Source organism: Pseudoruegeria aquimaris (genome assembly GCF_900172235.1).
GTDB lineage: Bacteria > Pseudomonadota > Alphaproteobacteria > Rhodobacterales > Rhodobacteraceae > Pseudoruegeria > Pseudoruegeria aquimaris.
Genome location: NZ_FWFQ01000039.1, coordinates 1 through 23,081, shown reverse-complemented (window position 1 = coordinate 23,081; position 23,081 = coordinate 1). Strand labels below are relative to the sequence as shown.

Annotated in this window: 18 protein-coding genes and 1 tRNA gene; 17 read left to right on the top strand and 2 right to left on the bottom strand. The window is 64.6% G+C overall.

The genetic code is table 11. The annotated features are described in order from the left end of the window. A partial coding sequence (locus tag PSA7680_RS17505) for an EF-Tu C-terminal domain-related protein (RefSeq protein ID WP_245824557.1) occupies positions 1 to 509 on the top strand: 509 nt, incomplete at its 5' end. 204 nt (positions 510 to 713) lie between these two features. On the opposite strand, the gene PSA7680_RS17500 is transcribed toward PSA7680_RS17505, so the two are convergent. Beyond that, complete coding sequence (locus PSA7680_RS17500) at positions 714 to 1,412, bottom strand: lysophospholipid acyltransferase family protein (RefSeq protein WP_085869968.1); 699 nt, start codon at positions 1,410 to 1,412, stop codon at positions 714 to 716. A 350-nt stretch (positions 1,413 to 1,762) separates the two neighbouring features. On the opposite strand from PSA7680_RS17500, the gene PSA7680_RS17495 reads away from it, so the two are divergent. The 12 genes from PSA7680_RS17495 to PSA7680_RS17440 all read left to right on the top strand — a co-directional run bounded on the left by PSA7680_RS17495 (position 1,763) and on the right by PSA7680_RS17440 (position 18,318). Next, positions 1,763 to 1,838, top strand: a tRNA-Trp gene (locus PSA7680_RS17495). Between the two features lie 55 nt (positions 1,839 to 1,893). Next, positions 1,894 to 2,802, top strand: coding sequence for a hypothetical protein (locus PSA7680_RS17490; RefSeq protein ID WP_085869967.1), 909 nt, complete (start codon positions 1,894 to 1,896; stop codon positions 2,800 to 2,802). Positions 2,803 to 2,948: 146 nt separating this feature from the next. Then, positions 2,949 to 3,149, top strand: a complete 201-nt coding sequence (gene secE / locus PSA7680_RS17485) for a preprotein translocase subunit SecE (protein WP_085869966.1) — start codon at positions 2,949 to 2,951, stop codon at positions 3,147 to 3,149. Between the two features lie 158 nt (positions 3,150 to 3,307). Beyond that, positions 3,308 to 3,841, top strand: a complete 534-nt coding sequence (gene nusG / locus PSA7680_RS17480) for a transcription termination/antitermination protein NusG (RefSeq protein WP_085869965.1) — start codon at positions 3,308 to 3,310, stop codon at positions 3,839 to 3,841. Positions 3,842 to 3,967: 126 nt separating this feature from the next. Then, the gene (gene rplK, locus PSA7680_RS17475) at positions 3,968 to 4,417 is read left to right on the top strand and encodes a 50S ribosomal protein L11 (protein WP_085869964.1); all 450 of its coding nucleotides are present in this window, start codon (positions 3,968 to 3,970) and stop codon (positions 4,415 to 4,417) included. Positions 4,418 to 4,419: 2 nt separating this feature from the next. Continuing rightward, positions 4,420 to 5,118, top strand: a complete 699-nt coding sequence (gene rplA, locus PSA7680_RS17470) for a 50S ribosomal protein L1 (protein ID WP_085869963.1) — start codon at positions 4,420 to 4,422, stop codon at positions 5,116 to 5,118. A gap of 179 nt (positions 5,119 to 5,297) precedes the next feature. After that, the gene (locus tag PSA7680_RS17465; protein ID WP_085869962.1) at positions 5,298 to 7,145 is read left to right on the top strand and encodes an ATP-binding protein; all 1,848 of its coding nucleotides are present in this window, start codon (positions 5,298 to 5,300) and stop codon (positions 7,143 to 7,145) included. 369 nt (positions 7,146 to 7,514) lie between these two features. Further along, the gene (gene rplJ / locus PSA7680_RS17460; RefSeq protein WP_085869961.1) at positions 7,515 to 8,030 is read left to right on the top strand and encodes a 50S ribosomal protein L10; all 516 of its coding nucleotides are present in this window, start codon (positions 7,515 to 7,517) and stop codon (positions 8,028 to 8,030) included. 72 nt (positions 8,031 to 8,102) lie between these two features. Continuing rightward, the gene (gene rplL / locus PSA7680_RS17455; protein WP_085869960.1) at positions 8,103 to 8,483 is read left to right on the top strand and encodes a 50S ribosomal protein L7/L12; all 381 of its coding nucleotides are present in this window, start codon (positions 8,103 to 8,105) and stop codon (positions 8,481 to 8,483) included. Positions 8,484 to 8,733: 250 nt separating this feature from the next. Beyond that, positions 8,734 to 12,870, top strand: coding sequence for a DNA-directed RNA polymerase subunit beta (gene rpoB, locus PSA7680_RS17450; protein WP_085869959.1), 4,137 nt, complete (start codon positions 8,734 to 8,736; stop codon positions 12,868 to 12,870). Positions 12,871 to 12,973: 103 nt separating this feature from the next. Continuing rightward, positions 12,974 to 17,242 carry a DNA-directed RNA polymerase subunit beta' gene (gene rpoC, locus PSA7680_RS17445; protein WP_085869958.1) on the top strand — a complete coding sequence of 1,423 codons (4,269 nt, stop codon included), beginning with the start codon at positions 12,974 to 12,976 and terminating at the stop codon, positions 17,240 to 17,242. A 197-nt stretch (positions 17,243 to 17,439) separates the two neighbouring features. Continuing rightward, on the top strand, positions 17,440 to 18,318 hold the full coding sequence (locus tag PSA7680_RS17440; RefSeq protein WP_085869957.1) for a DMT family transporter: 879 nt from the start codon (positions 17,440 to 17,442) through the stop codon (positions 18,316 to 18,318). A gap of 9 nt (positions 18,319 to 18,327) precedes the next feature. Here the strand turns inward: PSA7680_RS17440 and PSA7680_RS17435 are convergent, their stop codons facing one another. Next, positions 18,328 to 19,404, bottom strand: a complete 1,077-nt coding sequence (locus PSA7680_RS17435; RefSeq protein WP_085869956.1) for a Hint domain-containing protein — start codon at positions 19,402 to 19,404, stop codon at positions 18,328 to 18,330. Positions 19,405 to 19,867: 463 nt separating this feature from the next. Here PSA7680_RS17435 and rpsL point away from each other — a divergent pair, with 463 nt between their 5' ends. The 4 genes from rpsL to PSA7680_RS17415 all read left to right on the top strand — a co-directional run. Further along, positions 19,868 to 20,239, top strand: coding sequence for a 30S ribosomal protein S12 (gene rpsL, locus PSA7680_RS17430; protein WP_035253348.1), 372 nt, complete (start codon positions 19,868 to 19,870; stop codon positions 20,237 to 20,239). A gap of 12 nt (positions 20,240 to 20,251) precedes the next feature. After that, positions 20,252 to 20,722: a 30S ribosomal protein S7 gene (gene rpsG, locus PSA7680_RS17425; RefSeq protein ID WP_085869955.1), complete on the top strand. Its 471-nt coding sequence runs from the start codon at positions 20,252 to 20,254 to the stop codon at positions 20,720 to 20,722. Positions 20,723 to 20,746: 24 nt separating this feature from the next. Continuing rightward, a complete protein-coding gene (fusA, locus tag PSA7680_RS17420; protein ID WP_085869954.1) occupies positions 20,747 to 22,864 on the top strand; it encodes an elongation factor G in 2,118 nt (705 codons plus the stop codon). 90 nt (positions 22,865 to 22,954) lie between these two features. Continuing rightward, positions 22,955 to 23,081, top strand: a 127-nt coding sequence (locus PSA7680_RS17415) for a GTP-binding protein (RefSeq protein WP_245824694.1), incomplete at its 3' end; no start/stop codon positions are given.

The following is a 23,081-nucleotide window of genomic DNA, read 5'->3' as shown; positions in this document are numbered from 1 at the left end:
CCGTGGTGACCGGTCGCGTCGAGCGCGGCGTGATCAACGTGGGTGACGAGATCGAGATCGTGGGCATCCGCGACACGCAGAAGACCACCTGCACCGGCGTTGAAATGTTCCGCAAGCTGCTGGACCGTGGCGAAGCCGGCGACAACATCGGCGCGCTGCTGCGCGGCATCGACCGCGAAGCGGTCGAGCGTGGCCAGGTTCTCTGCAAGCCGGGCTCCGTGACCCCGCACACGAAGTTCGAAGCCGAAGCCTATATCCTGACGAAGGAAGAAGGCGGCCGTCACACCCCGTTCTTCGCCAACTACCGCCCGCAGTTCTACTTCCGCACGACGGACGTGACCGGCACGGTGACGCTGGCCGAAGGCACCGAGATGGTGATGCCGGGCGACAACATCTCCTTCACGGTGGAGCTGATCGCTCCGATCGCGATGGAAGACGGTCTGCGCTTCGCCATCCGTGAAGGCGGCCGCACCGTCGGCGCCGGCGTGGTGTCCAAGATCATCGAGTAATCGCTTCCGCGATACGCGAATTGGCGAGGGCCGCTCCGGGTGAGCGGCCCTTTTCCTTTGTCTGGCGCCGCATTCAGGCGCTGGTGCCCGACCGAGGGCAGGGGGCGCTGCCCCCGCGGCGCCTTGCGGCGCGCCTCCCCCGGGATATTTGAGGAACAAAGTGGGCCCCGGCTTGCGGCCGGAAACACCCCAGCTTGCGGGAATTCAGAGCAGGGGCTTTTCGTGGCCGCAGAGCGCGTCGGCGCGATCGCAGAGGGCGTTGAGCTGCGTTTCGAGCGCGGCGCGGAGGTGTTCCATCTCTTCTTCCGAGGGTTTTCTGGGAATGGTTTCGGAGAAGGGCTCCAGCAGGATGACGCCGGTGTTGAAGGGCAGGGGCACGATCAGCCTGTCCCAGGAGCCGAGGCGGAACTGGCGCTTCACGGAATAGGTGGCGAGACCGATGGGGCATCCGGTGAGGCGGGCCCAGGCGACGGGCACGGTCTTGGCGACGCGTGCGGGGCCTGAGGGGCCGTCGACCGCGAAGCCGACGGACACGCCCTCGCGCATGCGCCCGACGATCGTGCGGGAGAGCGCGACGTGGCTTGTGCCGCTGGGGAGCGGGATCGTCTGGAAGCCGAATTCCTCCTGGATCAGGCCGACGAGACGGCCGGCCTTCGCCGCCGAGGTCACCGAGCAGATCGGGCCGTCTTCGCGCGGGGGGAACAGGTAGGGCGACAGCATCAGGCGCTGGTGCATCACGCCCATGATGATGGGGTTGCCGGCGCGCACGTCGGCCGCGATGGCTTCCATTCCGTGGATCTCGAAGCGGCTGGTGCGCCAGACGAGGCGGATGTAGCCGGCGAAGAGCCGGGCCACGAAACGGTTGAGGCGTCTGCTGTTTCCGATGCGTTTGCGAAGTTTCAAGGGTGGCCCTTTCTGTTGCGCCCGGAATTAATGCCTCTCCGTCCGGCGATCAACATCCCCGCTCATTTGCCGCAGCGCGGTTTCCGCCTCGGCGTCTTCCGGCACCGGCAGTTCCAAGTCGAAGCCTTCGATCACGGGGTTCTGCAGCGATGCCAGCCCTGCGCTCGGTTGTCTTCACCGAGGGAATCGCCGGCCTCGGCCCCATGGCCCAGGCGGTGATCTGAGCCGATCTCCGCCCTGCCGGAAGGGCCGCCCGCCTGCCGTTGCGGCGGCGATGCGGCGGGCGGTGCGTTTTTTTGCGAAGCGCTCTTGATTCCCCCGAACAGGCGTCGTAATCCAGCGCACGGCCTAGGGGTTTAGCTCAGTTGGTAGAGCATCGGTCTCCAAAACCGAGGGTCGTGGGTTCGAGTCCCTCAGCCCCTGCCAGGCCGCCCAAGGGCGCGCCGTGACGCCGCCGAGAAACCGCGCGCATGATGCCACCATGACGCGAAAACCGGGATCGAGCGAGCTCGTGCCAGACCGACTGACAGTCTTCCTGCACATCGGCGCCCACAAGACGGCCACCACCCACTTACAGAAACTGCTGGACCGCAATGCCGACCGGCTTGCCGCGGCCTCGGTGCGCTACGTCGGGCCGAGCACGCTGCGGCCCACCGGGCTGAGCCTGCGCCAGTTCCTCGGCCTGGAGGACGGCAGCCGCCCCGGCGCCGCCGAATCCGTCCTTCGGGATCTCGCGGGTGGCGCGGATACGGTGATCCTGTCGGAAGAGAATCTGCTCGGGCCGATGTTCCAGGGGGATGCCGGGCAGCTGTTCCCGCTCTATCCGAAGGCCGATCTGCGCGTGGAGCGCATCGTGCGCGGGCTTGCGGGCTGTGATCTGCGCCTGATGCTCTCGGTGCGGGAGCCTGCCTCCTATCTGGTGTCGGCCTACAGCCAGGCGATGCTGCGGGGGCGCTACGGGCGCTTCGTGGATTTCGTGGCCGGGGTGGCGCCGGAGCGGATCCAGTGGTCCAACCTCGTGAAACGTCTGAGCCTGATCGAGGGGCCGCGCGAGCTGATTCTGTGGCGCTACGAGGATTACCGGGCGCTGCTGCCCCGGCTGTTGTCGGAGATGATGCCCGCCGAGGCCGCCGCGGCGCTGGATGCGCCCGAAGGCATCGCGCACCAGGGGCTTTCGCGCACGGCCGTCGCGGTGGCGCAGGCCTGGGCGGAGGACGACCCCGAGGAGGCAGGCCTTGCGAAAGCCGCGCGGGAGGCCTTCCCAGTGGGCCCGGAACACCCGGCCTACGATCCCTGGCCCGAGGCGATCAAGGCCGAAAGCCTTGCCGCCTACGAGGCGGATCTCGCCGCGGCGGCGCGCCTGCCCGGGGTTCGGCTGCTGCGGCCCTGAGGCCGGCCGGGCGCGAAATCCGCTCTCCCGCCGATCACGGAAGGGCGAGCTTTGGCCGGCCGGGGCGCCCCCGAGGCGCTATTGACTTGAAAACCGCGGCGGATGGCCGTATCTGCACAGCGTTCCCTACAAAGGCAGACGACAGAATGGCAACCAAGACGAATCCGCTTCAGTTCATCCAGCAGGTGCGGGGCGAAGTCTCCAAGGTGGTTTGGCCCACCCGCCGCGAGGTGGTTCTGACGACCGTGATGGTCTTCATCATGGCAACGCTGACGGCGATCTTCTTCTTCTTCGTCGATCTGCTGATCCGCACCGGGCTCACCGGCCTGCTCGGGATGTTCGGCTGAGCCCAGCCGGTGCTTGTCATTTCGGCGGGCAGGCTGTAGGTAGCGCGAACCTTCCCAATTCTGGCGTGCTTCGATTCGAGTCGCACGCCGTTTTATATTGCGGAAACAACAGTTGAATTTCCGGGCACGGCCCCGGGCGATGCGAGGACGAAGGCAAGATGGCAAAGCGGTGGTATTCGGTGAGCGTGCTCTCGAACTTCGAGAAGAAGATCGCCGAGCAGATCAAACACGCCGTCGAGGAAGCCGGCCTGCAGGATGAGATCGAGGAAGTTCTGGTGCCGACCGAAGAGGTCATCGAGGTGCGCCGGGGCAAGAAGGTCTCCACCGAGCGCCGCTTCATGCCGGGCTACGTGCTGGTGCGCATGGAGATGACGGATCGGGGCTACCACCTGATCAACTCGATCAACCGCGTCACCGGGTTCCTTGGGCCGCAGGGCAAACCGATGCCGATGCGCGACGCCGAGGTGAACCAGATCCTCAACCGCGTCGAGGAGAACCAGGAAGCACCGCGCACGCTGATCCGTTTCGAGGTCGGGGAGAAGGTGAACGTGAACGACGGCCCCTTCGAAGGTTTCGAAGGCATGGTGGAAGAGGTGGACGAAGACAACCAGCGCCTGAAGGTGACGGTGTCGATCTTCGGCCGCGCGACCCCGGTCGAACTGGAATACACGCAGGTGTCGAAAGGGGCCTGAGTGATGCCCCCGGCCCGTGCCGGGGTAAGCCGTGGGAGGTTCGGCGGGCGCGCCCGAACGGCCTGACCACACAACGTGAGAGCCCCGCGGACGCGTTCGCCGGGGCGTTGGAAAAGGAAAAGTCAGATGGCCAAGAAGCTTGCTGGCACCATGAAGCTGCAGATCCCTGCAGGCAAAGCCAACCCGTCGCCGCCCGTGGGCCCCGCCCTCGGCCAACGCGGCATCAACATCATGGAATTCTGCAAGGCGTTCAACGCCAAGACGCAGGACATGGAGCCCGGCGCGCCGTGCCCGACCGTGATCACCTACTACCAGGACAAGTCCTTCTCGATGGACATCAAGACGCCGCCCGCGTCTTACTACCTGAAGAAGGCCGCTGGCCTGAAGCCCGTCGGCAAGCGCAACCGCCCCAAGGGTGCGGAGAAGCCCGGCCGTGAAACCGTGGGCACCGTGACCGTGGCCCAGGTGCGCGAAATCGCCGAAGCCAAGATGAAAGACCTGTCCGCGAACGACGTGGAATCGGCAATGCAGATCATTCTGGGCTCCGCGAAGTCCATGGGCATCGAGGTGAAGTAATCATGGCAAAGCTCGGAAAACGCACCAAAGCCGCCCGCGAAGCTTTCGCCGGCAAGGAAAACCTCTCCGTCGAGGAAGCCGTCGCCCTGATCAAGAGCAACGCGTCCGCCAAGTTCGACGAGACCCTTGAGATCGCGATGAACCTGGGCGTCGACCCGCGTCACGCCGACCAGATGGTCCGTGGCGTCGTGTCCCTGCCCAACGGCACCGGCAAGACCGTGCGCGTCGCCGTCTTCGCCCGCGGCCCGAAAGCGGAAGAAGCCCAGAAGGCCGGCGCCGACATCGTGGGCGCCGAGGACCTGATGGAAACCATCCAGGCCGGCACCATCGAGTTCGATCGCTGCATCGCCACCCCGGACATGATGCCGATCGTCGGCCGTCTCGGCAAAATCCTCGGCCCGCGCAACCTGATGCCGAACCCGAAGGTCGGCACGGTGACGATGGACGTGGCCGATGCCGTGGCCAAGGCCAAGGGCGGTGAGGTCCAGTTCAAGGCCGAGAAAGCGGGCGTCGTGCACGCCGGCATCGGCAAGATCTCCTTCGACGAAGGCAAACTGGCCGAGAACGTGCGCGCCTTCGTGGACGCCGTGTCCAAGGCCAAGCCGTCCGGTGCCAAGGGCGCTTACATGAAGAAGATCGCGCTGAGCTCCACCATGGGCCCCGGCGTGACGATCTCCGTGGAAAACGCCACCGGCAACTGAGTCGTGGCTCGGGCAGCAGAGAATTGAAGAAGGGGCGCCTCGGCGCCCCTTTTTTCGTCAGATGCCGTTCGTTTCGGCCGTGTGCTGCCGAAGATCGCCGGGTTTCAGCCCCTTGCAAGATTTCGTTAAGGTTTTTTGCGCCATAGTCCCCCCACTTTTTGCGCGGCAAAGGGCAGGGTGTGGCAGAGCACGTGGAAATATTCCGGGATCGCGATCTTCTTCCCCGCCTCGCCGGGGTCGGGATCATCTTTCTGGCGTCGGCCTTCTTCCTGCCGTTGCCTTTCGTCGCCGTCGCTCTCGGGGCCGTGGCCCTGAGCGAGATCTGGCTTTATCAGCTGCGCCGCCGCGCTGCCCGCGCAGGGCAGGAGGTGCCCGCGGGGCCGAGCATCACGCTGATGCTCCTGGCGAGCGTCGGCATGATGGCCAATTGCGCCTTTCTCGCCGCGAAGGGCGGGCTGACGGAGAATGTTCTCGCGCTGGCCATCCTCGTGGGGGCGCTGACCCACACGATGCTGATCCGCGAGCACAGTTTCGGTGAACGGGTCGCCAAGCTGGTGCCGCTGATCGCGGCGGCCATGTTCCTGCCCGTGGCACAGGCGCTCAACGGCGCCACCGCGCTGGACGTCGTGGTATTCGCCTTCATAATCGCCTTCCTGCTGCTCTATCTCTCGCTTGCCTATCGGGTAAACCAGCGCTACCGGGCGGAAATGGCCGAGGCGCGGGCGCGGGCGGAAGCCGCCAACCGCGCGAAGGATGAGTTCCTCGCCGTCGTCAGCCACGAGATCCGGACCCCGCTGAACGGCGTCATCGGGGCGGCGCAGCTTCTGCAGGACGAGCCGGACGGGCCGCGCCGGAAACGGCAGCTCGATCTTCTGGAGCGCTCCGCGCGCGATGCCGAGCGGATCGTGACGGAGCTTCTCGACAGCGCCAAGATCGAAGCCGGGCATTTCACGCTGGCGCCAGGCCCGGCGGACCTTAAGGAAACCTGTGCCGAACTGGTGGAGCTCTTCCGCGGCCTCGCGGAGGAGAAGGATCTGGACCTGAGGTTCGACGTGGATCCCGCGCTCCCCGACATGCTCGAATTCGACAAGATGCGCGTGCGCCAATGCGTTTCCAACTTGCTGTCCAACGCTCTGAAATATACCGATGCGGGCCACGTGAGCCTGCGCATCGGGCGCCAGCCTGGGGTGCGGGGCGGCGTGGAGGTGCGGGTCCGGGACACGGGCGCGGGCATCGCGCGGAAGGATCAGGCGCGGATCTTCGAGAAATACCAGCAGATCGAAGCGCGGGAGGGCGCGTCCGGCGGTGCGCTCGGGCTCAACAGCACCGGGCTCGGGCTGCCCATCACCCGCCAGCTGGCACGGCAGATGGGCGGCGATGTCACGCTCACGTCCCGCCCTGGGCGGGGCTCGGAGTTCGTTCTGACCTTCCTGGCGCCGGAGGTGTCCTGCCCGGCCTCGCAGGGGGCGGAGGTGGTGCCGGCCCCTGTCCAGCGCTCGGAGCAGGGCTCGGTGCAGGCCGTTCCGCAACCGGCCGATGCCGGCGGCAGGGGCGGGGCTGATGCCGTGGCCGCGGGCGCCCGGGTGTTGGTGGTGGACGACAACCGGACGAACCGCACCATCGCCGGGGCCTTCCTGCGGCGCATGGGGCATGAGGGCATCGAGGCGGATCGGGGCGAGCGAGCGCTGGAGCTGCTGCAGGTGGAGCGGATCGATCTCGTCCTGCTCGATCTGAACATGCCGGGGATGAGCGGTATGGAGATGTTCGAGGCGATGCGCGCGCTCGGCGGGCGCATCGCGCGCACGCCGGTGATCGCCCTGTCGGCGGAAAACCCGGATCAGGCGGAGCCCCGGGTCCGCGCGATCGGCATGGACGGCTACGTGGCGAAGCCGATCGAGCGGCGCGACCTCGAGGCCAAGATCACGCGGGTGCTTGCGCGCTCCCGCAAACGGGCCCAGGCCGCGCGGATGAAGGGAGGGGGCGCCGCCCCCGCCCTGGCGGAGGAGCGCCTACGCCACGGCACCTGAAGCGGCCATCCTTCCGCCCGGAAGAACCCGCTCAATCGGGGGCGGGCTGTGCTGTTTCGCGCCCTGATCCTGCGCCGTGCGGTGGCGCCCGGGCATTCGCACTTGCTCCCGCGGCCAGAACCTCCTAAGAGGCAGTCCTGCACCAAAACGCGCGATTCGTCGGGCGTCGCCGTGCATTTCGTCCGAGACGGTGGGTGAGGCCTCGCCTCATAATTCCTGCCTGAGACGGGAAATGACAGAATTTGCCAGAGGAGACCTCGGGCGCATTTTGGCTTTGTCCCGTACATCAAGGACTTAAGACGCCGTTTCGACAACGGAACGGCTAAACCTGAGCCGAGGGGTGATGCCCCTCACATTTGGAGTAACGCTGTGGATAGAGCCCAGAAAGAGAAACTGGTCGAGGAACTCGGCCAAATCTTCGAAAGCTCTGGCGTCGTCGTGGTTTCCCACTACGAAGGCCTCACCGTTGCTGAGATGCAGGATCTGCGTGCCCGCGCCCGCGAGGCAGGCAGTTCCGTGCGTGTTGCCAAAAACAAGCTCGCCAAAATCGCCCTGGAAGGTAAGCCTTGTGCTTCGATTTCCGAATACCTTTCGGGCATGACCGTTCTGACCTTCTCCGAGGACCCCGTGGCAGCAGCCAAGGTGGCCGAGGACTTCGCCAAGGATAACAAGAAGTTTGAGATCCTTGGCGGTGCAATGGGTGAGAACGCTCTGGACCGCGCTGGTGTTACCGCCGTGTCGAAGATGCCGTCCCGCGAGGAGCTCATCGCTTCCATCGTCGGCTGCATCGGCGCCCCGGCCTCCAACATCGCCGGTGCCATTGGCGCGCCTGCAAGCAACATCGCCGGCATCCTCTCCACACTGGAGGAGCGGGAAGCCGCTTAAGCAACAAGAGACCTGCGTGGGGGTTGAACCCTGGCACGTTGGAACACATCTTAACGAACGGAAAACAGTACAATGGCTGATCTGAAAAAACTGGCTGAAGAGATCGTTGGTCTGACCCTTCTCGAAGCTCAAGAGCTGAAAACCATCCTGAAAGACGAGTACGGCATCGAGCCGGCTGCTGGCGGCGCCGTGATGGTTGCTGCTGGTGGTGACGCCGGCGGCGCTGCTGCCGAAGAAGAGAAAACCGAGTTCGACGTCATCCTGAAGTCGGCCGGCGCTTCCAAAATCAACGTCATCAAAGAAGTCCGCGGCATCACCGGCCTGGGCCTCAAAGAAGCCAAAGAGCTGGTGGAAGCCGGCGGCAAGGCTGTCAAGGAAGGCGTTTCCAAGGAAGAAGCCGAAGAGATCAAAGGCAAGCTGGAAGCAGCTGGCGCCGAGGTCGAAGTCAAATAATCTGCCGGGGCACGCGCCCCGCAGTGACTTGTGCATTCTGGCTGGATCCGGAGAAATCCGGGTCCAGCCGAACCTGTCTTGGAAAGGGCTTTCGTTGAGAAAGTGTTTCCCAAGGTGTGGTTCAACGATCGGGAGGGCCCGGTGGGACGGAGCCCAGGCATAGATCGAACCCCCTTGTTTCGTGTGCGGCGCGGTGCTGTGGCCCCGGCAGACTCGTGCCCGCGAAGAACGCTGAAAGGTGACCACGCGCATGGCTCAGACCTACCTTGGCCAGAAACGGCTTCGCAAGTATTACGGCAAGATCCGCGAAGTCCTGGAGATGCCGAACCTGATCGAGGTTCAGAAATCCTCCTACGATCTCTTCCTGAAATCCGGCGACCAGCCCGAACCGACCGACGGTGAAGGCATCAAGGGCGTTTTCCAATCGGTCTTCCCGATCAAGGATTTCAACGAAACCGCCGTTCTGGAGTTCGTGAAGTACGAGCTCGAGAAGCCGAAATACGACGTCGAGGAGTGCCAGCAGCGCGACATGACCTACAGCGCCCCGCTGAAGGTCACCCTGCGCCTGATCGTGTTCGATGTCGATGAAGACACCGGCGCGAAATCGGTGAAGGACATCAAGGAGCAGGACGTCTTCATGGGCGACATGCCCCTGATGACGCCCAACGGCACCTTCATCGTGAACGGCACCGAGCGTGTGATCGTTTCCCAGATGCACCGCTCCCCGGGCGTGTTCTTCGATCACGACAAGGGCAAGACCCACTCTTCCGGCAAACTGCTGTTCGCCTGCCGCATCATCCCCTACCGCGGCTCCTGGCTCGATTTCGAATTCGACGCCAAGGACATCGTGTTCGCCCGCATCGACCGCCGCCGCAAGCTGCCCGTCACCACGCTGCTCTACGCGCTCGGCCTCGATCAGGAGGGCATCTGCGACGCCTACTACGATACCGTCACCTACTCGCTGAAGAAGAACAAGGGCTGGGCCACCAAGTTCTTCCCCGAGCGCGTGCGCGGCACCCGTCCCACCTACGATCTGATCGACGCCGACACCGGTGAAGTGATCGCCGAAGCGGGCAAGAAGGTCACCCCCCGCGCGGTGAAACAGCTGATCGAAGAGGGCAAGGTCACCTCGCTGCTGGTCCCCTTCGATCACATCGTGGGCAAATTCGTCGCCAAGGATCTGATCGACGAGGAAACCGGCGCGATCTACGTCGAGGCCGGCGACGAGCTGACGCTGGAATACGACAAGGACGGCGAGATCATCGGCGGCACGCTGAAGGAACTGCTGGATGCCGGCTTCACCGACATCCCGGTCCTCGACATCGACAACATCAACGTCGGCCCCTACATCCGCAATACCATGGCGCAGGACAAGAACATGAACCGCGAGACCGCGCTCATGGACATCTACCGCGTCATGCGTCCGGGCGAGCCGCCCACCGTGGAGGCCGCGTCCGCCCTGTTCGACAGCCTGTTCTTCGATTCCGAGCGCTACGATCTCTCCGCCGTGGGCCGCGTGAAGATGAACATGCGCCTGGCGCTCGACGCCGAGGACACCCAGCGCACGCTGCGCAAGGAAGACATCATCGCCTGCATCAAGGCGCTGGTGGAACTGCGTGACGGCAAGGGCGACATCGACGACATCGACCACCTCGGCAACCGCCGCGTACGTTCCGTCGGCGAGCTGATGGAAAACCAGTACCGCGTCGGCCTGCTGCGCATGGAACGCGCGATCAAGGAGCGCATGAGCTCCGTCGAGATCGACACCGTGATGCCGCAGGATCTGATCAACGCCAAGCCGGCGGCCGCCGCCGTGCGCGAGTTCTTCGGCTCCTCGCAGCTGTCGCAGTTCATGGACCAGACGAACCCGCTCTCGGAAGTCACCCACAAGCGCCGCCTCTCGGCGCTCGGGCCGGGCGGCCTGACCCGCGAGCGCGCCGGCTTCGAGGTGCGCGACGTGCACCCGACGCACTACGGTCGGATGTGCCCGATCGAAACGCCGGAAGGCCCGAACATCGGCCTGATCAACTCGCTGGCCACCTATGCCCGCGTGAACAAATACGGCTTCATCGAGACCCCCTACCGTAAGGTGGTGGACGGCAAGGTGACGGACGAAGTGCAATACATGTCCGCCACCGAGGAAATGCGCCACACCGTGGCCCAGGCCAACGCCAAGCTCGACGAAGAGGGCCGGTTCGTCAACGACATGGTCTCCACCCGTCAGGCGGGCGAATACACGCTGCAGCCGATCGAGAACGTGGACCTGATCGACGTGTCGCCGAAACAGCTGGTTTCGGTTGCGGCCTCGCTCATTCCGTTCCTTGAAAACGACGACGCAAACCGCGCTCTGATGGGCTCGAACATGCAACGTCAGGCGGTTCCGCTGCTGCGCGCCGATGCGCCGCTCGTGGGCACCGGCATCGAGGAAGTGGTTGCCCGGGACTCCGGCGCCGCGATCATGGCGAAACGCGCCGGCATCATCGACCAGGTCGATGCCCAGCGGATCGTGGTGCGCGCCACCGAGGATCTCGAAGTCGGTGATCCCGGCGTGGACATCTACCGGATGCGCAAGTTCCAGCGCTCCAACCAGAACACCTGCATCAACCAGCGCCCGCTGGTGAAGGTGGGCGATGTCGTGGGCAAGGGCGAAGTCATCGCGGACGGCCCCTCCACCGACATGGGTGAACTGGCGCTCGGCAAGAACGTCATCGTGGCCTTCATGCCGTGGAACGGCTACAACTACGAGGACTCCATCCTGATCTCCGAGCGCATCGCGCGTGACGACGTGTTCACCTCGATCCACATCGAGGAATTCGAAGTCGCCGCCCGTGACACGAAGCTCGGGCCGGAGGAGATCACCCGCGACATCCCGAACGTCGGCGAGGAAGCCCTGCGCAACCTCGACGAGGCGGGCATCGTCTACATCGGCGCCGACGTGGAGCCGGGCGACATTCTCGTGGGCAAGATCACGCCGAAGGGCGAAAGCCCGATGACGCCGGAAGAAAAGCTTCTGCGCGCCATCTTCGGCGAGAAGGCCTCCGACGTGCGCGACACCTCGCTGCGGGTGAAGCCGGGCGATTACGGCACTGTCGTGGAAGTGCGCGTCTTCAACCGCCACGGCGTGGAGAAGGACGAGCGCGCGCTGCAGATCGAGCGTGAGGAAATCGAGCGTCTTGCCCGTGACCGCGACGACGAGATGCACATCCTGGAGCGCAACATCTACGCCCGCCTGAAGGACATGATCCTCGGCAAGGTGGCGGTGAAGGGCCCGCGCGGCGTGGCTCCGAACTCCGTGATCACCGAAGAACTGCTGGAGACGCTCTCCAAGGGGCAGTGGTGGCAGCTTGCCCTTGAAGACGAAGACGATGCCAAGATCGTGGAAGCGCTGAACGAGCAGTTCGAAGCGCAGAAACGGGCCCTGGAGCACCGCTTCGAAGACAAGGTAGAAAAGGTCCGCCGCGGCGACGATCTGCCGCCGGGCGTGATGAAGATGGTCAAGGTCTTCATCGCGGTGAAGCGCAAGCTTCAGCCGGGCGACAAGATGGCCGGCCGCCACGGGAACAAGGGTGTGATCTCCAAGGTCGTGCCGATGGAGGACATGCCGTTCCTCGCCGATGGCACCCCGGTCGACTTCTGCCTCAACCCGCTGGGCGTGCCCTCGCGGATGAACGTCGGGCAGATCCTCGAGACCCACATGGGCTGGGCCTCCCGCGGCCTCGGCATCAAGATCGACGAGGCGCTGCAGGAGTATCGCCGTTCCGGTGACATGACTCCGGTGCGCGAAGCGATGCGGATCGCCTACGGCGACGATGTCTACGAGGAAGGCCTCGCCGGCCTCGAAGAGGAAGAGCTGCTGGAGAAAGCCAGCAACGTGACGCGCGGCGTGCCGATCGCCACCCCCGTTTTCGACGGCGCCAAGGAAGCCGACGTGAACGAGGCGCTGGTGAAGGCCGGCTTCTCGGAATCCGGGCAGTCGATCCTCTACGATGGCCGCACGGGTGAGCAGTTCGCGCGCCCGGTCACCGTGGGTGTGAAATACCTGCTCAAGCTGCACCACCTGGTGGACGACAAGATCCACGCCCGCTCCACGGGCCCGTACTCGCTCGTTACCCAGCAGCCGCTGGGCGGCAAGGCGCAGTTCGGTGGTCAGCGCTTCGGGGAGATGGAGGTCTGGGCTCTGGAAGCCTACGGCGCCGCCTACACCCTGCAGGAGATGCTCACCGTGAAGTCGGACGACGTTGCCGGCCGGACGAAAGTCTACGAAAGCATCGTGAAGGGCGAAGACAACTTCGAAGCCGGCGTGCCGGAATCCTTCAACGTGCTGGTGAAAGAAGTCCGCGGCCTCGGCCTGAACATGGAACTCCTGGATGCGGAGGAGGATGAGTGAGCCAGAGGCGGGCTAGCCCCGTCTGACGGCCCCCCGGGGCGCGCGGTGCCCGCGCCGCCGCCCCTAATCCTCCCCCGCACCCTCTGACACACGAGGTATCAAAATGAACCAGGAACTCACGAACAACCCGTTCAACCCGCTGACGCCGCAGAAGACCTTCGACGAGATCAAGGTTTCGCTGGCCAGCCCCGAGCGGATCCTCTCTTGGTCCTACGGTGAGATCAAGAAGCCCGAAACCATCAACTACCGCACGTTCAAGCCCGAGCGTGACGGCCTGTTCTGCGCACGTATCTTCGGCCCGATCAAGGATTACGAATGCCTCTGCGGCAAATACAAGCGCATGAAGTATCGCGGCGTCGTCTGCGAGAAATGCGGCGTTGAAGTCACGCTGCAGAAGGTCCGCCGCGAGCGCATGGGCCACATCGAGCTGGCCTCGCCCGTCGCCCACATCTGGTTCCTCAAGTCGCTTCCCTCCCGGATCGGCCTGATGCTGGACATGACCCTGCGCGATCTGGAACGCATTCTCTACTTCGAGAACTACGTCGTGATCGAGCCGGGCCTGACGGATCTGACCTACGGCCAGCTGATGACCGAAGAAGAGTACATGGACGCCCAGGACGTCTATGGCATGGATGCCTTCACCGCCGGCATCGGCGCGGAAGCCATCCGTGAAATGCTCGCCATGATCGATCTGGAAGCCGAAGCCGAGCAGCTGCGCGCCGACCTGGCCGAAGCCACCGGCGAGCTGAAGCCGAAGAAGATCATCAAGCGCCTTAAGGTGGTGGAATCCTTCCTCGAGTCCGGCAACCGTCCGGAATGGATGATCCTCACCGTGATCCCGGTGATCCCGCCGGAACTGCGCCCGCTGGTGCCGCTGGACGGCGGCCGCTTCGCGACCTCCGATCTCAACGACCTGTATCGCCGCGTGATCAACCGCAACAACCGCCTCAAGCGGCTCATCGAGCTGCGCGCGCCCGACATCATCGTGCGCAACGAGAAGCGGATGCTGCAGGAATCCGTGGACGCGCTGTTCGACAACGGCCGCCGCGGCCGCGTGATCACCGGCGCCAACAAGCGCCCGCTGAAATCGCTGTCCGACATGCTGAAGGGCAAGCAGGGGCGCTTCCGCCAGAACCTTCTGGGTAAGCGGGTGGACTTCTCCGGCCGTTCCGTGATCGTGACGGGCCCGGAGCTGAAGCTGCACCAGTGTGGTCTGCCCAAGAAGATGGCTCTGGAGCTGTTCAAGCCGTTCATCTACTCGCGGCTCGAAGCCAAGGGTCTGTCTTCCACCGTGAAACAGGCGAAGAAACTGGTCGAGAAAGAGCGCCCCGAAGTCTGGGACATCCTCGACGAGGTGATCCGCGAGCACCCGGTTCTGCTGAACCGCGCGCCCACGCTGCACCGCCTCGGCATCCAGGCCTTCGAACCCACGCTGATCGAAGGCAAGGCCATCCAGCTGCACCCGCTCGTCTGCTCGGCCTTCAACGCCGACTTCGACGGTGACCAGATGGCCGTGCACGTGCCGCTCTCGCTGGAAGCCCAGCTGGAAGCCCGCGTGCTGATGATGTCCACCAACAACGTGCTGTCGCCCGCCAACGGCGCGCCGATCATCGTGCCGTCGCAGGACATGATCCTCGGCCTCTACTACATCACGATGGAGCGCGAGGGCATGAAGGGCGAAGGCATGGTCTTCTCCTCCGTGGAGGAAGTCCAGCACGCGCTCGCCGCCGGCGAGGTGCACCTGCACGCCAAGGTGAAGGCCCGCATCAAGCAGATCGACGAAAACGGCCTCGAGGTCTACAAGCGCTATGACACCACGCCGGGCCGCATCCGCCTCGGCGCGCTGCTGCCGCTGAACGCGAAAGCCCCCTTCGATCTGGTCAACCGTCTTCTGCGGAAGAAGGAAGTCCAGCAGGTCATCGATACCGTCTACCGCTACTGCGGCCAGAAGGAATCGGTCATCTTCTGTGACCAGATCATGAGCCTCGGCTTCAAGGAAGCCTTCGCGGCCGGCATCTCCTTCGGCAAGGACGACATGGTCATCCCCGACAACAAGTGGGAGATCGTGGAGGACACGCGCGAACAGGTGAAGGGCTTCGAACAGCAGTACATGGACGGCCTGATCACCCAGGGCGAGAAGTACAACAAGGTCGTCGACGCCTGGTCCAAGTGCAACGACAAGGTGACCGAGGCGATGATGTCCACCATCTCGAACGCCGGTCGCGACGAGAACGGCGCCGAGAAGGAGCCGAACTCGGTCTACATGATGGCCCACTCCGGTGCCCGGGGCTCGGTGACGCAGATGAAGCAGCTGGGCGGGATGCGCGGCCTGATGGCCAAGCCGAACGGCGAGATCATCGAGACGCCGATCATCTCGAACTTCAAGGAAGGCCTCACGGTGCTCGAGTACTTCAACTCGACCCACGGCGCCCGGAAAGGTCTGTCGGATACGGCTCTGAAGACGGCCAACTCCGGTTACCTGACCCGCCGCCTCGTCGACGTGGCGCAGGATTGCATCGTGCGCCTGCCCGATTGCGGCACCGACAAGGCGATCACCGCCCAGGCCGCCGTGAACGATGGTGAAGTGGTGGCCTCGCTCTCCGAGCGCATCCTCGGCCGCGTCGCCGCCGATGACGTCCTGCGCCCCGGCACCGACGAGGTGCTCGTGGCCCGCGGCGAACTGATCGACGAGCGCAAGGCCGATGCGATCGAAGAGGCCGGCGTCGCCTCCATGCGGATCCGCAGCCCGCTGACCTGTGAAGCCGAAGAGGGCGTCTGCGCCCAGTGCTACGGCCGTGACCTGGCCCGCGGCACGATGGTGAACATCGGCGAAGCCGTCGGCATCATCGCGGCCCAGTCCATCGGCGAGCCCGGCACGCAGCTGACGATGCGGACGTTCCACATCGGCGGCGTTGCCCAGGGTGGCCAGCAGTCCTTCCAGGAAGCCAGCCAGGAGGGCCGCGTGGAATTCCGCAACGCCAGCCTGCTGGAGAACGCGCATGGCGAGCCGATCGTCATGGGCCGCAACATGTCGCTCGCGATCATCGACGAGAACGACCAGGAGCGCGCCTCCTTCAAGCTGGGCTACGGCTCGAAGGTGCACGTCAAGGAAGGCATGAAGGTGGCCCGCGGCGACAAGCTGTTCGAATGGGATCCCTACACCCTGCCGATCATCGCCGAGAAGGGCGGCAAGGCGAAATTCGTGGATCTCTACTCGGGCATCTCCGTGCGCGACGAGACCGACGATGCCACCGGCATGACCCAGAAGATCGTGTCCGACTGGCGCGCCGCGCCCAAGGGCAACGAGCTGAAGCCGGAGATCATCATCGTCGATGCCGACGGCGAGCCGGTCCGCAACGATGCGGGCAACCCGGTGACCTACCCGATGTCGGTGGACGCGATCCTCTCGATCGAAGACGGTCAGGAGATCAAGGCCGGCGACGTGGTGGCGCGGATCCCGCGGGAAGGCGCCAAGACGAAGGACATCACCGGTGGTCTGCCGCGCGTGGCCGAGCTGTTCGAGGCGCGCCGTCCGAAGGATCACGCCATCATCGCCGAGATCGATGGCTACGTCCGCTACGGCCGCGACTACAAGAACAAGCGTCGGATCACGATCGAGCCGGCCGACGAGTCCATGGAGCCCGTCGAATACATGGTGCCCAAAGGCAAGCACATCCCGGTTGCCGAAGGGGATTTCGTCCAGAAGGGCGATTACATCATGGACGGCAACCCGGCGCCGCACGACATCCTGTCGATCCTGGGCGTGGAAGCCCTCGCCAACTACATGATCGACGAGGTGCAGGACGTGTATCGACTGCAGGGCGTGAAGATCAACGACAAGCACGTCGAGGTCATCGTCCGGCAGATGCTCCAGAAGTGGGAGATCTCCGACTCCGGCGATACCACGCTGCTGAAGGGCGAACACGTGGACAAGGTCGAGTTCGACGCCGCCAACGAGAAAGCGCTGAAGAAGGGCGGTCGCCCCGCCCAGGGCGAGCCGATCCTGCTCGGGATCACCAAGGCCAGCCTGCAGACGCGCTCCTTCATCTCGGCCGCCTCCTTCCAGGAGACGACCCGCGTGCTCACCGAGGCTTCGGTGCAGGGCAAGAAGGACAAGCTCGTCGGCCTCAAGGAGAACGTCATCGTCGGCCGCCTGATCCCGGCCGGCACCGGTGGCGCCACCCAGCGCGTGCGCCGCATCGCGCAGGAGCGCGACAACGTGGTGCTCGAAGCGCGCCGCGCCGAAGCCGAAGAGGCGGTGGCCCTTGCCGCGCCCTCCGAAGCCGATGCCGGTGGCTTCTCCGACGACGTGATCGGCGGGGATGAGTTCGACAACATCCTCGTGGACACCCCGGAAAGCCGCGAAGAGTAAGCGCCGCTTTCGAAAGCGGGATAAATCCAGGCCCTCCGCCAGACATGGCGGGGGGCCTTTTGCTTCGGCCCCCTTCCTCTCGCCCCAAATACCTCGGGGGAGGCGCCCGCAGGGCGGCGGGGGCGGAGCCCCCTCTTTTCACGAAGCTCCCTCAATCGCGCTTGACAGTGGCGGGGGAAACCGCCACCGCTACCCGAATGAAGGACAACACGCGCGGCGCGCTTCTGATGATCGGCAGCATGACGGGGTTCACCCTGAACGATGCCTGCATGAAATCGCTCTCCGTGGAGATCCCGCTGTTCCAGGCGATCTTCCTGCGCGGGATCGCCACCACGCTGGCCATCCTGCTCCTGGCGCGGCTCACCGGGCGGCTTTCCTTTTCGCTGCCCAGGCGCGACCGGCGGGTGATCCTGCTGCGCACGCTGGTGGAGATCGGCGCGGCCTATTTCTTCATCAGCGCGCTGTTCAACATGCCCATCGCCAATGCCACCGCCATCCTTCAGACGCTGCCGCTCACGGTCACGCTCGCCGGCGCGGTCTTTCTCGGCGAGGCCGTCGGCTGGCGCCGGCTCTCTGCGATCTTCATCGGTTTTCTCGGCGTGGTCCTGATCGTGCGGCCGGGCACGGAGGGCTTCAACATCTACTCGATCTACGCGCTGATCGCCGTGGCGCTCGTCACCGCGCGGGATCTGCTGGCGCGTGCACTGTCACCGGAGGTGCCCTCGCTCACGGTGGCCGCCGCGGCCGCCTTCGGGGTGATGCTGCTGGGGGCAGGGGGCACGGTGGGCGCCGACTGGGTGCCGATGGAGGCGCGGCACTGGGGCCTGATCGGGGGCAGCGTGCTGTTCGTCGTCGCGGGCTACGTGTTCAGCGTGGCGGTGATGCGGGTGGGCGACATCGGCTTCGTGGCGCCTTTCCGCTACACCAGCCTGCTGATCGCGCTGATCGTGGGGGTGCTGGTGTTCGGCGAATGGCCCGCGCCGCTCACGCTCTTCGGCGCCGCCATCGTGGTGGGCATGGGGATCTGGGTGCTCTACCGCGAACAGGTGGTGCAGCGCGCCGGACGGGCCGGGTAGGCATCGGGTTCAGCCGATGGCGAAGGCCGCGCGCGAGATCGCGCCGCCGTCGCGTGTCAGCTCATACAGAAGGGATTGCGCCTCGAAGCGGCGCAGGTGGCGCGCCGCGGGGGCCAGGTGCATCAGCGCCTGCAACGGGCAGTCCGAAAGCGCCGAAAGCAGCCCGGCGGCCTGCATCCGCGGCAACCACTCCGGCGAGATCGTCGAGAGATTGACGGTTTCCGTCCAGAGCCCCCCCACGTTCACCGGCTCGGGCTCCGCGAGGATCAGGTTGTAGTAGGTGAAGCCCGTGGCAGGGCGATCGGTGAAGGCGCGCGAGAGCGGCGCGAATTCACGCGCCGAAACAAGCACTTCCGTTTCTCCGAAATCATACTCCACGTTCGGCCCGCCGACGCGGATTCCCTGGTCGGGTGCCAGCGTGAAGGCGTCGGGGTTTCCGAGGGCGTTGGCCGGAAACACCATCGGCGCGAACCGCGGGAAGCATGTCATCACCGTGGGGCTCAGCGGGGTGCGGGCGATGGCCAGTACGGTCTGCAGCCCCGAAGGCGTGTGGACGCGCGTTCCCGGGCGCACGGCCTCGATGGCTTCCGGCCCGTGTTCGCAGGCCAACTGCGTGCCGGAGGCGAGGCCGCGGCAGCCCGAGGTGGGCAGGGCGGCGAGAAAGCCGAACAGCTCGCGCTGAAGAAGCCGCAGGCCGGGGCGCAGCGGCGTTTCGAAGCTCGCCATCTCCCGGTAGCCGGCCGAAAGCGGAAAGGGCGGGCGTGCCTCCGGATTGGCCGGGTGGCGCAGGAAGCAGCGGCTCTGGTGATCGACCAGGAAAAGGGCCTCGCGGGGGCCGAGCGCGGCGCCGGATGCCGTCGGCCCGGCGGGGAAGGCTGCGCAGAGGGCCTGCGCGGTCTCGTTCTGGAGAATGCAGTCGTCGGGGTGAAAGCTGTGGACAAGACCGTATTCGGTGGACCAGATTTCGATCCCGGCCAGACCGGCCGACTTGCCCTTGTTCTTTCCATCTTCCCCAACGCCCAGGTCTTGCAGGGGGTGATGTGAGTGGGCACCCGTGAGCAAGCTGGCGGAAAGAACCCCGACCATTACCGTTACTCCAAATACTGGTTAAATCTGCACATCCCCAATAAGGGAGTCGCTCGCGGCTTTAGTTGGATTGAATCTGGACAATTTGAGGGCAATTGCACCCGCCCAGGAGAAGTGACGCTGCGGCACTCCCGGAGGCGTCCGGGGACGGGGCGGCAGGGGCCGCCACGGCGCCTGCCACGGGGGCATTTCCCGTGGCTCTGTTGACAACCCCTCCGACTCCCATTACATCGCGCGTCACTCAGGCAGGGGCCCCGTGCCCCGATTGCTTGCGAAAGCCGAAACTTGAGTGGTCATGATCCGGGCAATGCGCCTCGATCCTCTGTCAAACCGCCGTGTCCGTCCCGGAAACATGAAGGGGCGTATGCGGTTTTGGCGTTTTGTCATGGGGGCAAAACGCTGTCGAGAAGCAGCGTCCCAGGGTTGGGGCGAGTATTGACAACATGCAACACGAGGACTGTGCATGCCAACGATTCAGCAGCTGATCCGCAAACCGCGGCAGCCGAAAGTCAAGCGACAGAAGTCCATGCACCTGCAGGCCTGCCCGCAGAAGCGTGGCGTCTGCACGCGCGTTTACACCACGACGCCGAAGAAACCGAACTCCGCCATGCGGAAAGTTGCGAAGGTTCGCCTGACCAACGGCTTCGAGGTGATCTCCTACATTCCCGGTGAAAGCCACAACCTTCAGGAACACTCCGTTGTCCTGATCCGCGGCGGCCGGGTGAAAGACCTTCCGGGTGTGCGCTACCACATCCTGCGCGGTGTTCTGGATACCCAGGGCGTCAAAGACCGTAAGCAACGCCGTTCGAAATACGGCGCGAAGCGTCCGAAGTAAGGAGATCCCGGAATGTCTCGTCGTCACGCCGCTGAAAAACGCGAAGTGCTGCCCGACGCCAAATATGGCGATCGCGTGCTGACCAAATTCATGAACAACCTGATGATCGACGGCAAGAAAAGCGTTGCCGAAAAGATCGTCTACAATGCTTTCGATCGCGTTGAGTCCAAGCTCAAGAAAGCGCCCGTGGAAGTCTTCCACGAAGCGCTGGACAACGTGAAGCCTTCCGTCGAGGTCCGTTCTCGCCGCGTGGGTGGTGCCACCTACCAGGTGCCGGTCGAAGTGCGCCCCGAGCGCCGCGAAGCGCTGGCCATCCGCTGGCTGATCGCCGCCGCGCGCGCCCGCAACGAGAACACCATGGAAGAGCGCCTCGCCGGCGAACTCCTGGACGCTGTCAACAGCCGCGGCACCGCGGTCAAGAAGCGTGAAGACACTCACAAGATGGCCGAAGCCAACAAGGCCTTCAGCCACTACCGCTGGTAACCACACGTCCAAGGACCCAAACCCATGGCACGCGAATATCCCCTCGACCGCTACCGCAACTTCGGGATCATGGCGCACATCGACGCAGGCAAGACCACCTGCTCGGAGCGCATCCTGTACTACACCGGCAAGTCCCACAACATCGGTGAGGTGCACGATGGTGCAGCCACGATGGACTGGATGGAGCAGGAGCAGGAACGCGGTATCACCATCACCTCCGCTGCGACGACCACCTTCTGGGAGCGCACCGAGGACGGCAAGACCGCAGACACGCCGAAGCACCGTCTGAACATCATCGACACCCCCGGCCACGTGGACTTCACGATCGAGGTGGAGCGTTCGCTCGCCGTGCTCGACGGTGCCGTCTGCGTGCTCGACGCCAACGCCGGCGTTGAGCCCCAGACCGAAACCGTGTGGCGTCAGGCCGACCGCTACAAGGTGCCGCGCATCGTGTTCGTCAACAAGATGGACAAGATCGGCGCCGACTTCTTCAACTGCGTCCGCATGATCGAAGACCGCACCGGCGCCCGCGCCGTTCCCGTCGGTATTCCGATCGGTGCAGAGAACGAGCTGGAAGGCCTGATCGATCTGGTCACCATGGAAGAATGGCTGTGGCAGGGCGACGACCTCGGCGCGAGCTGGGTCAAGGCTCCGATCCGCGACAGCCTGAAGGACATGGCCGAAGAGTGGCGCGGCAAGATGATCGAAGCGGCCGTCGAAGAAGACGACGACGCGATGATGGCCTACCTCGAAGGCGAAGAGCCCGACGTGCCGACCCTGCGCGCTCTGCTGCGCAAGGGCACGCTGGCCCTGCACTTCGTGCCTGTTCTCGGCGGCTCCGCCTTCAAGAACAAGGGTGTGCAGTCCCTGCTCAACGCCGTGATCGACTACCTGCCGAGCCCGCTCGACGTGGTTGACTACATGGGCTTCAAGCCCGGCGACGAGGAAGAGGTGCGCAACATCGCCCGCCGCGCGGACGACAATATGCCCTTCTCGGCCCTGGCGTTCAAAATCATGAACGACCCCTTCGTGGGCTCGCTCACCTTCACCCGCATCTACTCGGGCACCCTGTCCAAGGGTGACACCATGCTGAACTCGACCAAGGGCAAGACCGAGCGCGTTGGTCGGATGATGATGATGCACTCCAACAACCGCGAGGAGATCGAGGAAGCCTTTGCCGGCGACATCATCGCCCTGGCCGGTCTGAAGGACACCACGACGGGTGACACGCTCTGCGACAAGAACGATCCGGTGGTTCTGGAAACGATGACGTTCCCGGATCCGGTGATCGAGATCGCCGTCGAGCCGAAAACCAAGAACGACCAAGAGAAGATGTCCCAGGGTCTGGCCCGTCTGGCCGCCGAAGACCCGTCCTTCCGCGTCGAAACGGATCTCGAGTCCGGTCAGACGATCATGAAGGGCATGGGCGAACTTCACCTGGACATTCTGGTGGACCGTCTGAAGCGCGAGTTCAAGGTCGAGGCCAACATCGGTGCCCCGCAGGTGGCCTACCGCGAGACCATCGGTCACGAGGTGGAGCACACCTACACCCACAAGAAACAGTCGGGTGGTTCGGGCCAGTTCGCCGAGGTGAAGCTGATCATCAGCCCCACCGAGCCGGGCGAAGGCTACTCCTTCGAGTCCCGCATCGTCGGCGGCGCCGTGCCGAAGGAATACATCCCGGGCGTCGAAAAGGGCATCAAGTCGGTGATGGACTCCGGTCCGCTGGCCGGCTTCCCGGTGATCGACTTCAAGGTGGCCCTGGTCGACGGCAAGTACCACGACGTGGACTCCAGCGTTCTGGCCTTCGAGATCGCGGCACGCATGTGCATGCGCGAAGGCATGAAGAAGGCCGGCGCCAAGCTGCTGGAACCGGTGATGAAGGTCGAGGTGATCACGCCGGAGGAATACACCGGTGGCATCATCGGCGATCTGACGTCGCGCCGTGGCCAGGTGACGGGGCAGGAACCGCGCGGCAACGCCGTTGCGATCAACGCCTTCGTGCCGCTCGCCAACATGTTCGGCTACATCAACACGCTGCGCTCCATGTCCTCGGGCCGCGCGCAGTTCACGATGCTGTTCGATCACTACGATCCGGTGCCGTCCAACATCTCCGAAGAGATCCAGGCGAAATACGCGTAAGAACCGGGTGGCGGGGTTGACCCCGCCCTACCCACCCCCAAGTAGGGCGGGGCTCACCCCGCCGTCCGATACAGAAAAGGAGCTTTGCACATGGCAAAGGAAAAGTTTGAGCGTACGAAACCGCACGTCAACATCGGCACCATTGGCCACGTTGACCACGGCAAGACGACGCTGACCGCAGCGATCACCAAGCAATTCGGTGACTTCAAGGCCTACG

Coding starts and splice junctions, on each gene's coding strand:
- nusG (WP_085869965.1), top strand. CDS start 3,308: ATGGCAAAGCGGTGGTATTCGGTGAGCGTGCTCTCGAACTTCGAGAAG.
- rpsG (WP_085869955.1), top strand. CDS start 20,252: ATGTCTCGTCGTCACGCCGCTGAAAAACGCGAAGTGCTGCCCGACGCC.
- rplA (WP_085869963.1), top strand. CDS start 4,420: ATGGCAAAGCTCGGAAAACGCACCAAAGCCGCCCGCGAAGCTTTCGCC.
- PSA7680_RS17435 (WP_085869956.1), bottom strand. CDS start 19,404: ATGGTCGGGGTTCTTTCCGCCAGCTTGCTCACGGGTGCCCACTCACAT.
- secE (WP_085869966.1), top strand. CDS start 2,949: ATGGCAACCAAGACGAATCCGCTTCAGTTCATCCAGCAGGTGCGGGGC.
- PSA7680_RS17490 (WP_085869967.1), top strand. CDS start 1,894: ATGACGCGAAAACCGGGATCGAGCGAGCTCGTGCCAGACCGACTGACA.
- fusA (WP_085869954.1), top strand. CDS start 20,747: ATGGCACGCGAATATCCCCTCGACCGCTACCGCAACTTCGGGATCATG.
- rpsL (WP_035253348.1), top strand. CDS start 19,868: ATGCCAACGATTCAGCAGCTGATCCGCAAACCGCGGCAGCCGAAAGTC.
- PSA7680_RS17440 (WP_085869957.1), top strand. CDS start 17,440: ATGAAGGACAACACGCGCGGCGCGCTTCTGATGATCGGCAGCATGACG.
- rplK (WP_085869964.1), top strand. CDS start 3,968: ATGGCCAAGAAGCTTGCTGGCACCATGAAGCTGCAGATCCCTGCAGGC.
- rpoC (WP_085869958.1), top strand. CDS start 12,974: ATGAACCAGGAACTCACGAACAACCCGTTCAACCCGCTGACGCCGCAG.
- rplL (WP_085869960.1), top strand. CDS start 8,103: ATGGCTGATCTGAAAAAACTGGCTGAAGAGATCGTTGGTCTGACCCTT.
- rpoB (WP_085869959.1), top strand. CDS start 8,734: ATGGCTCAGACCTACCTTGGCCAGAAACGGCTTCGCAAGTATTACGGC.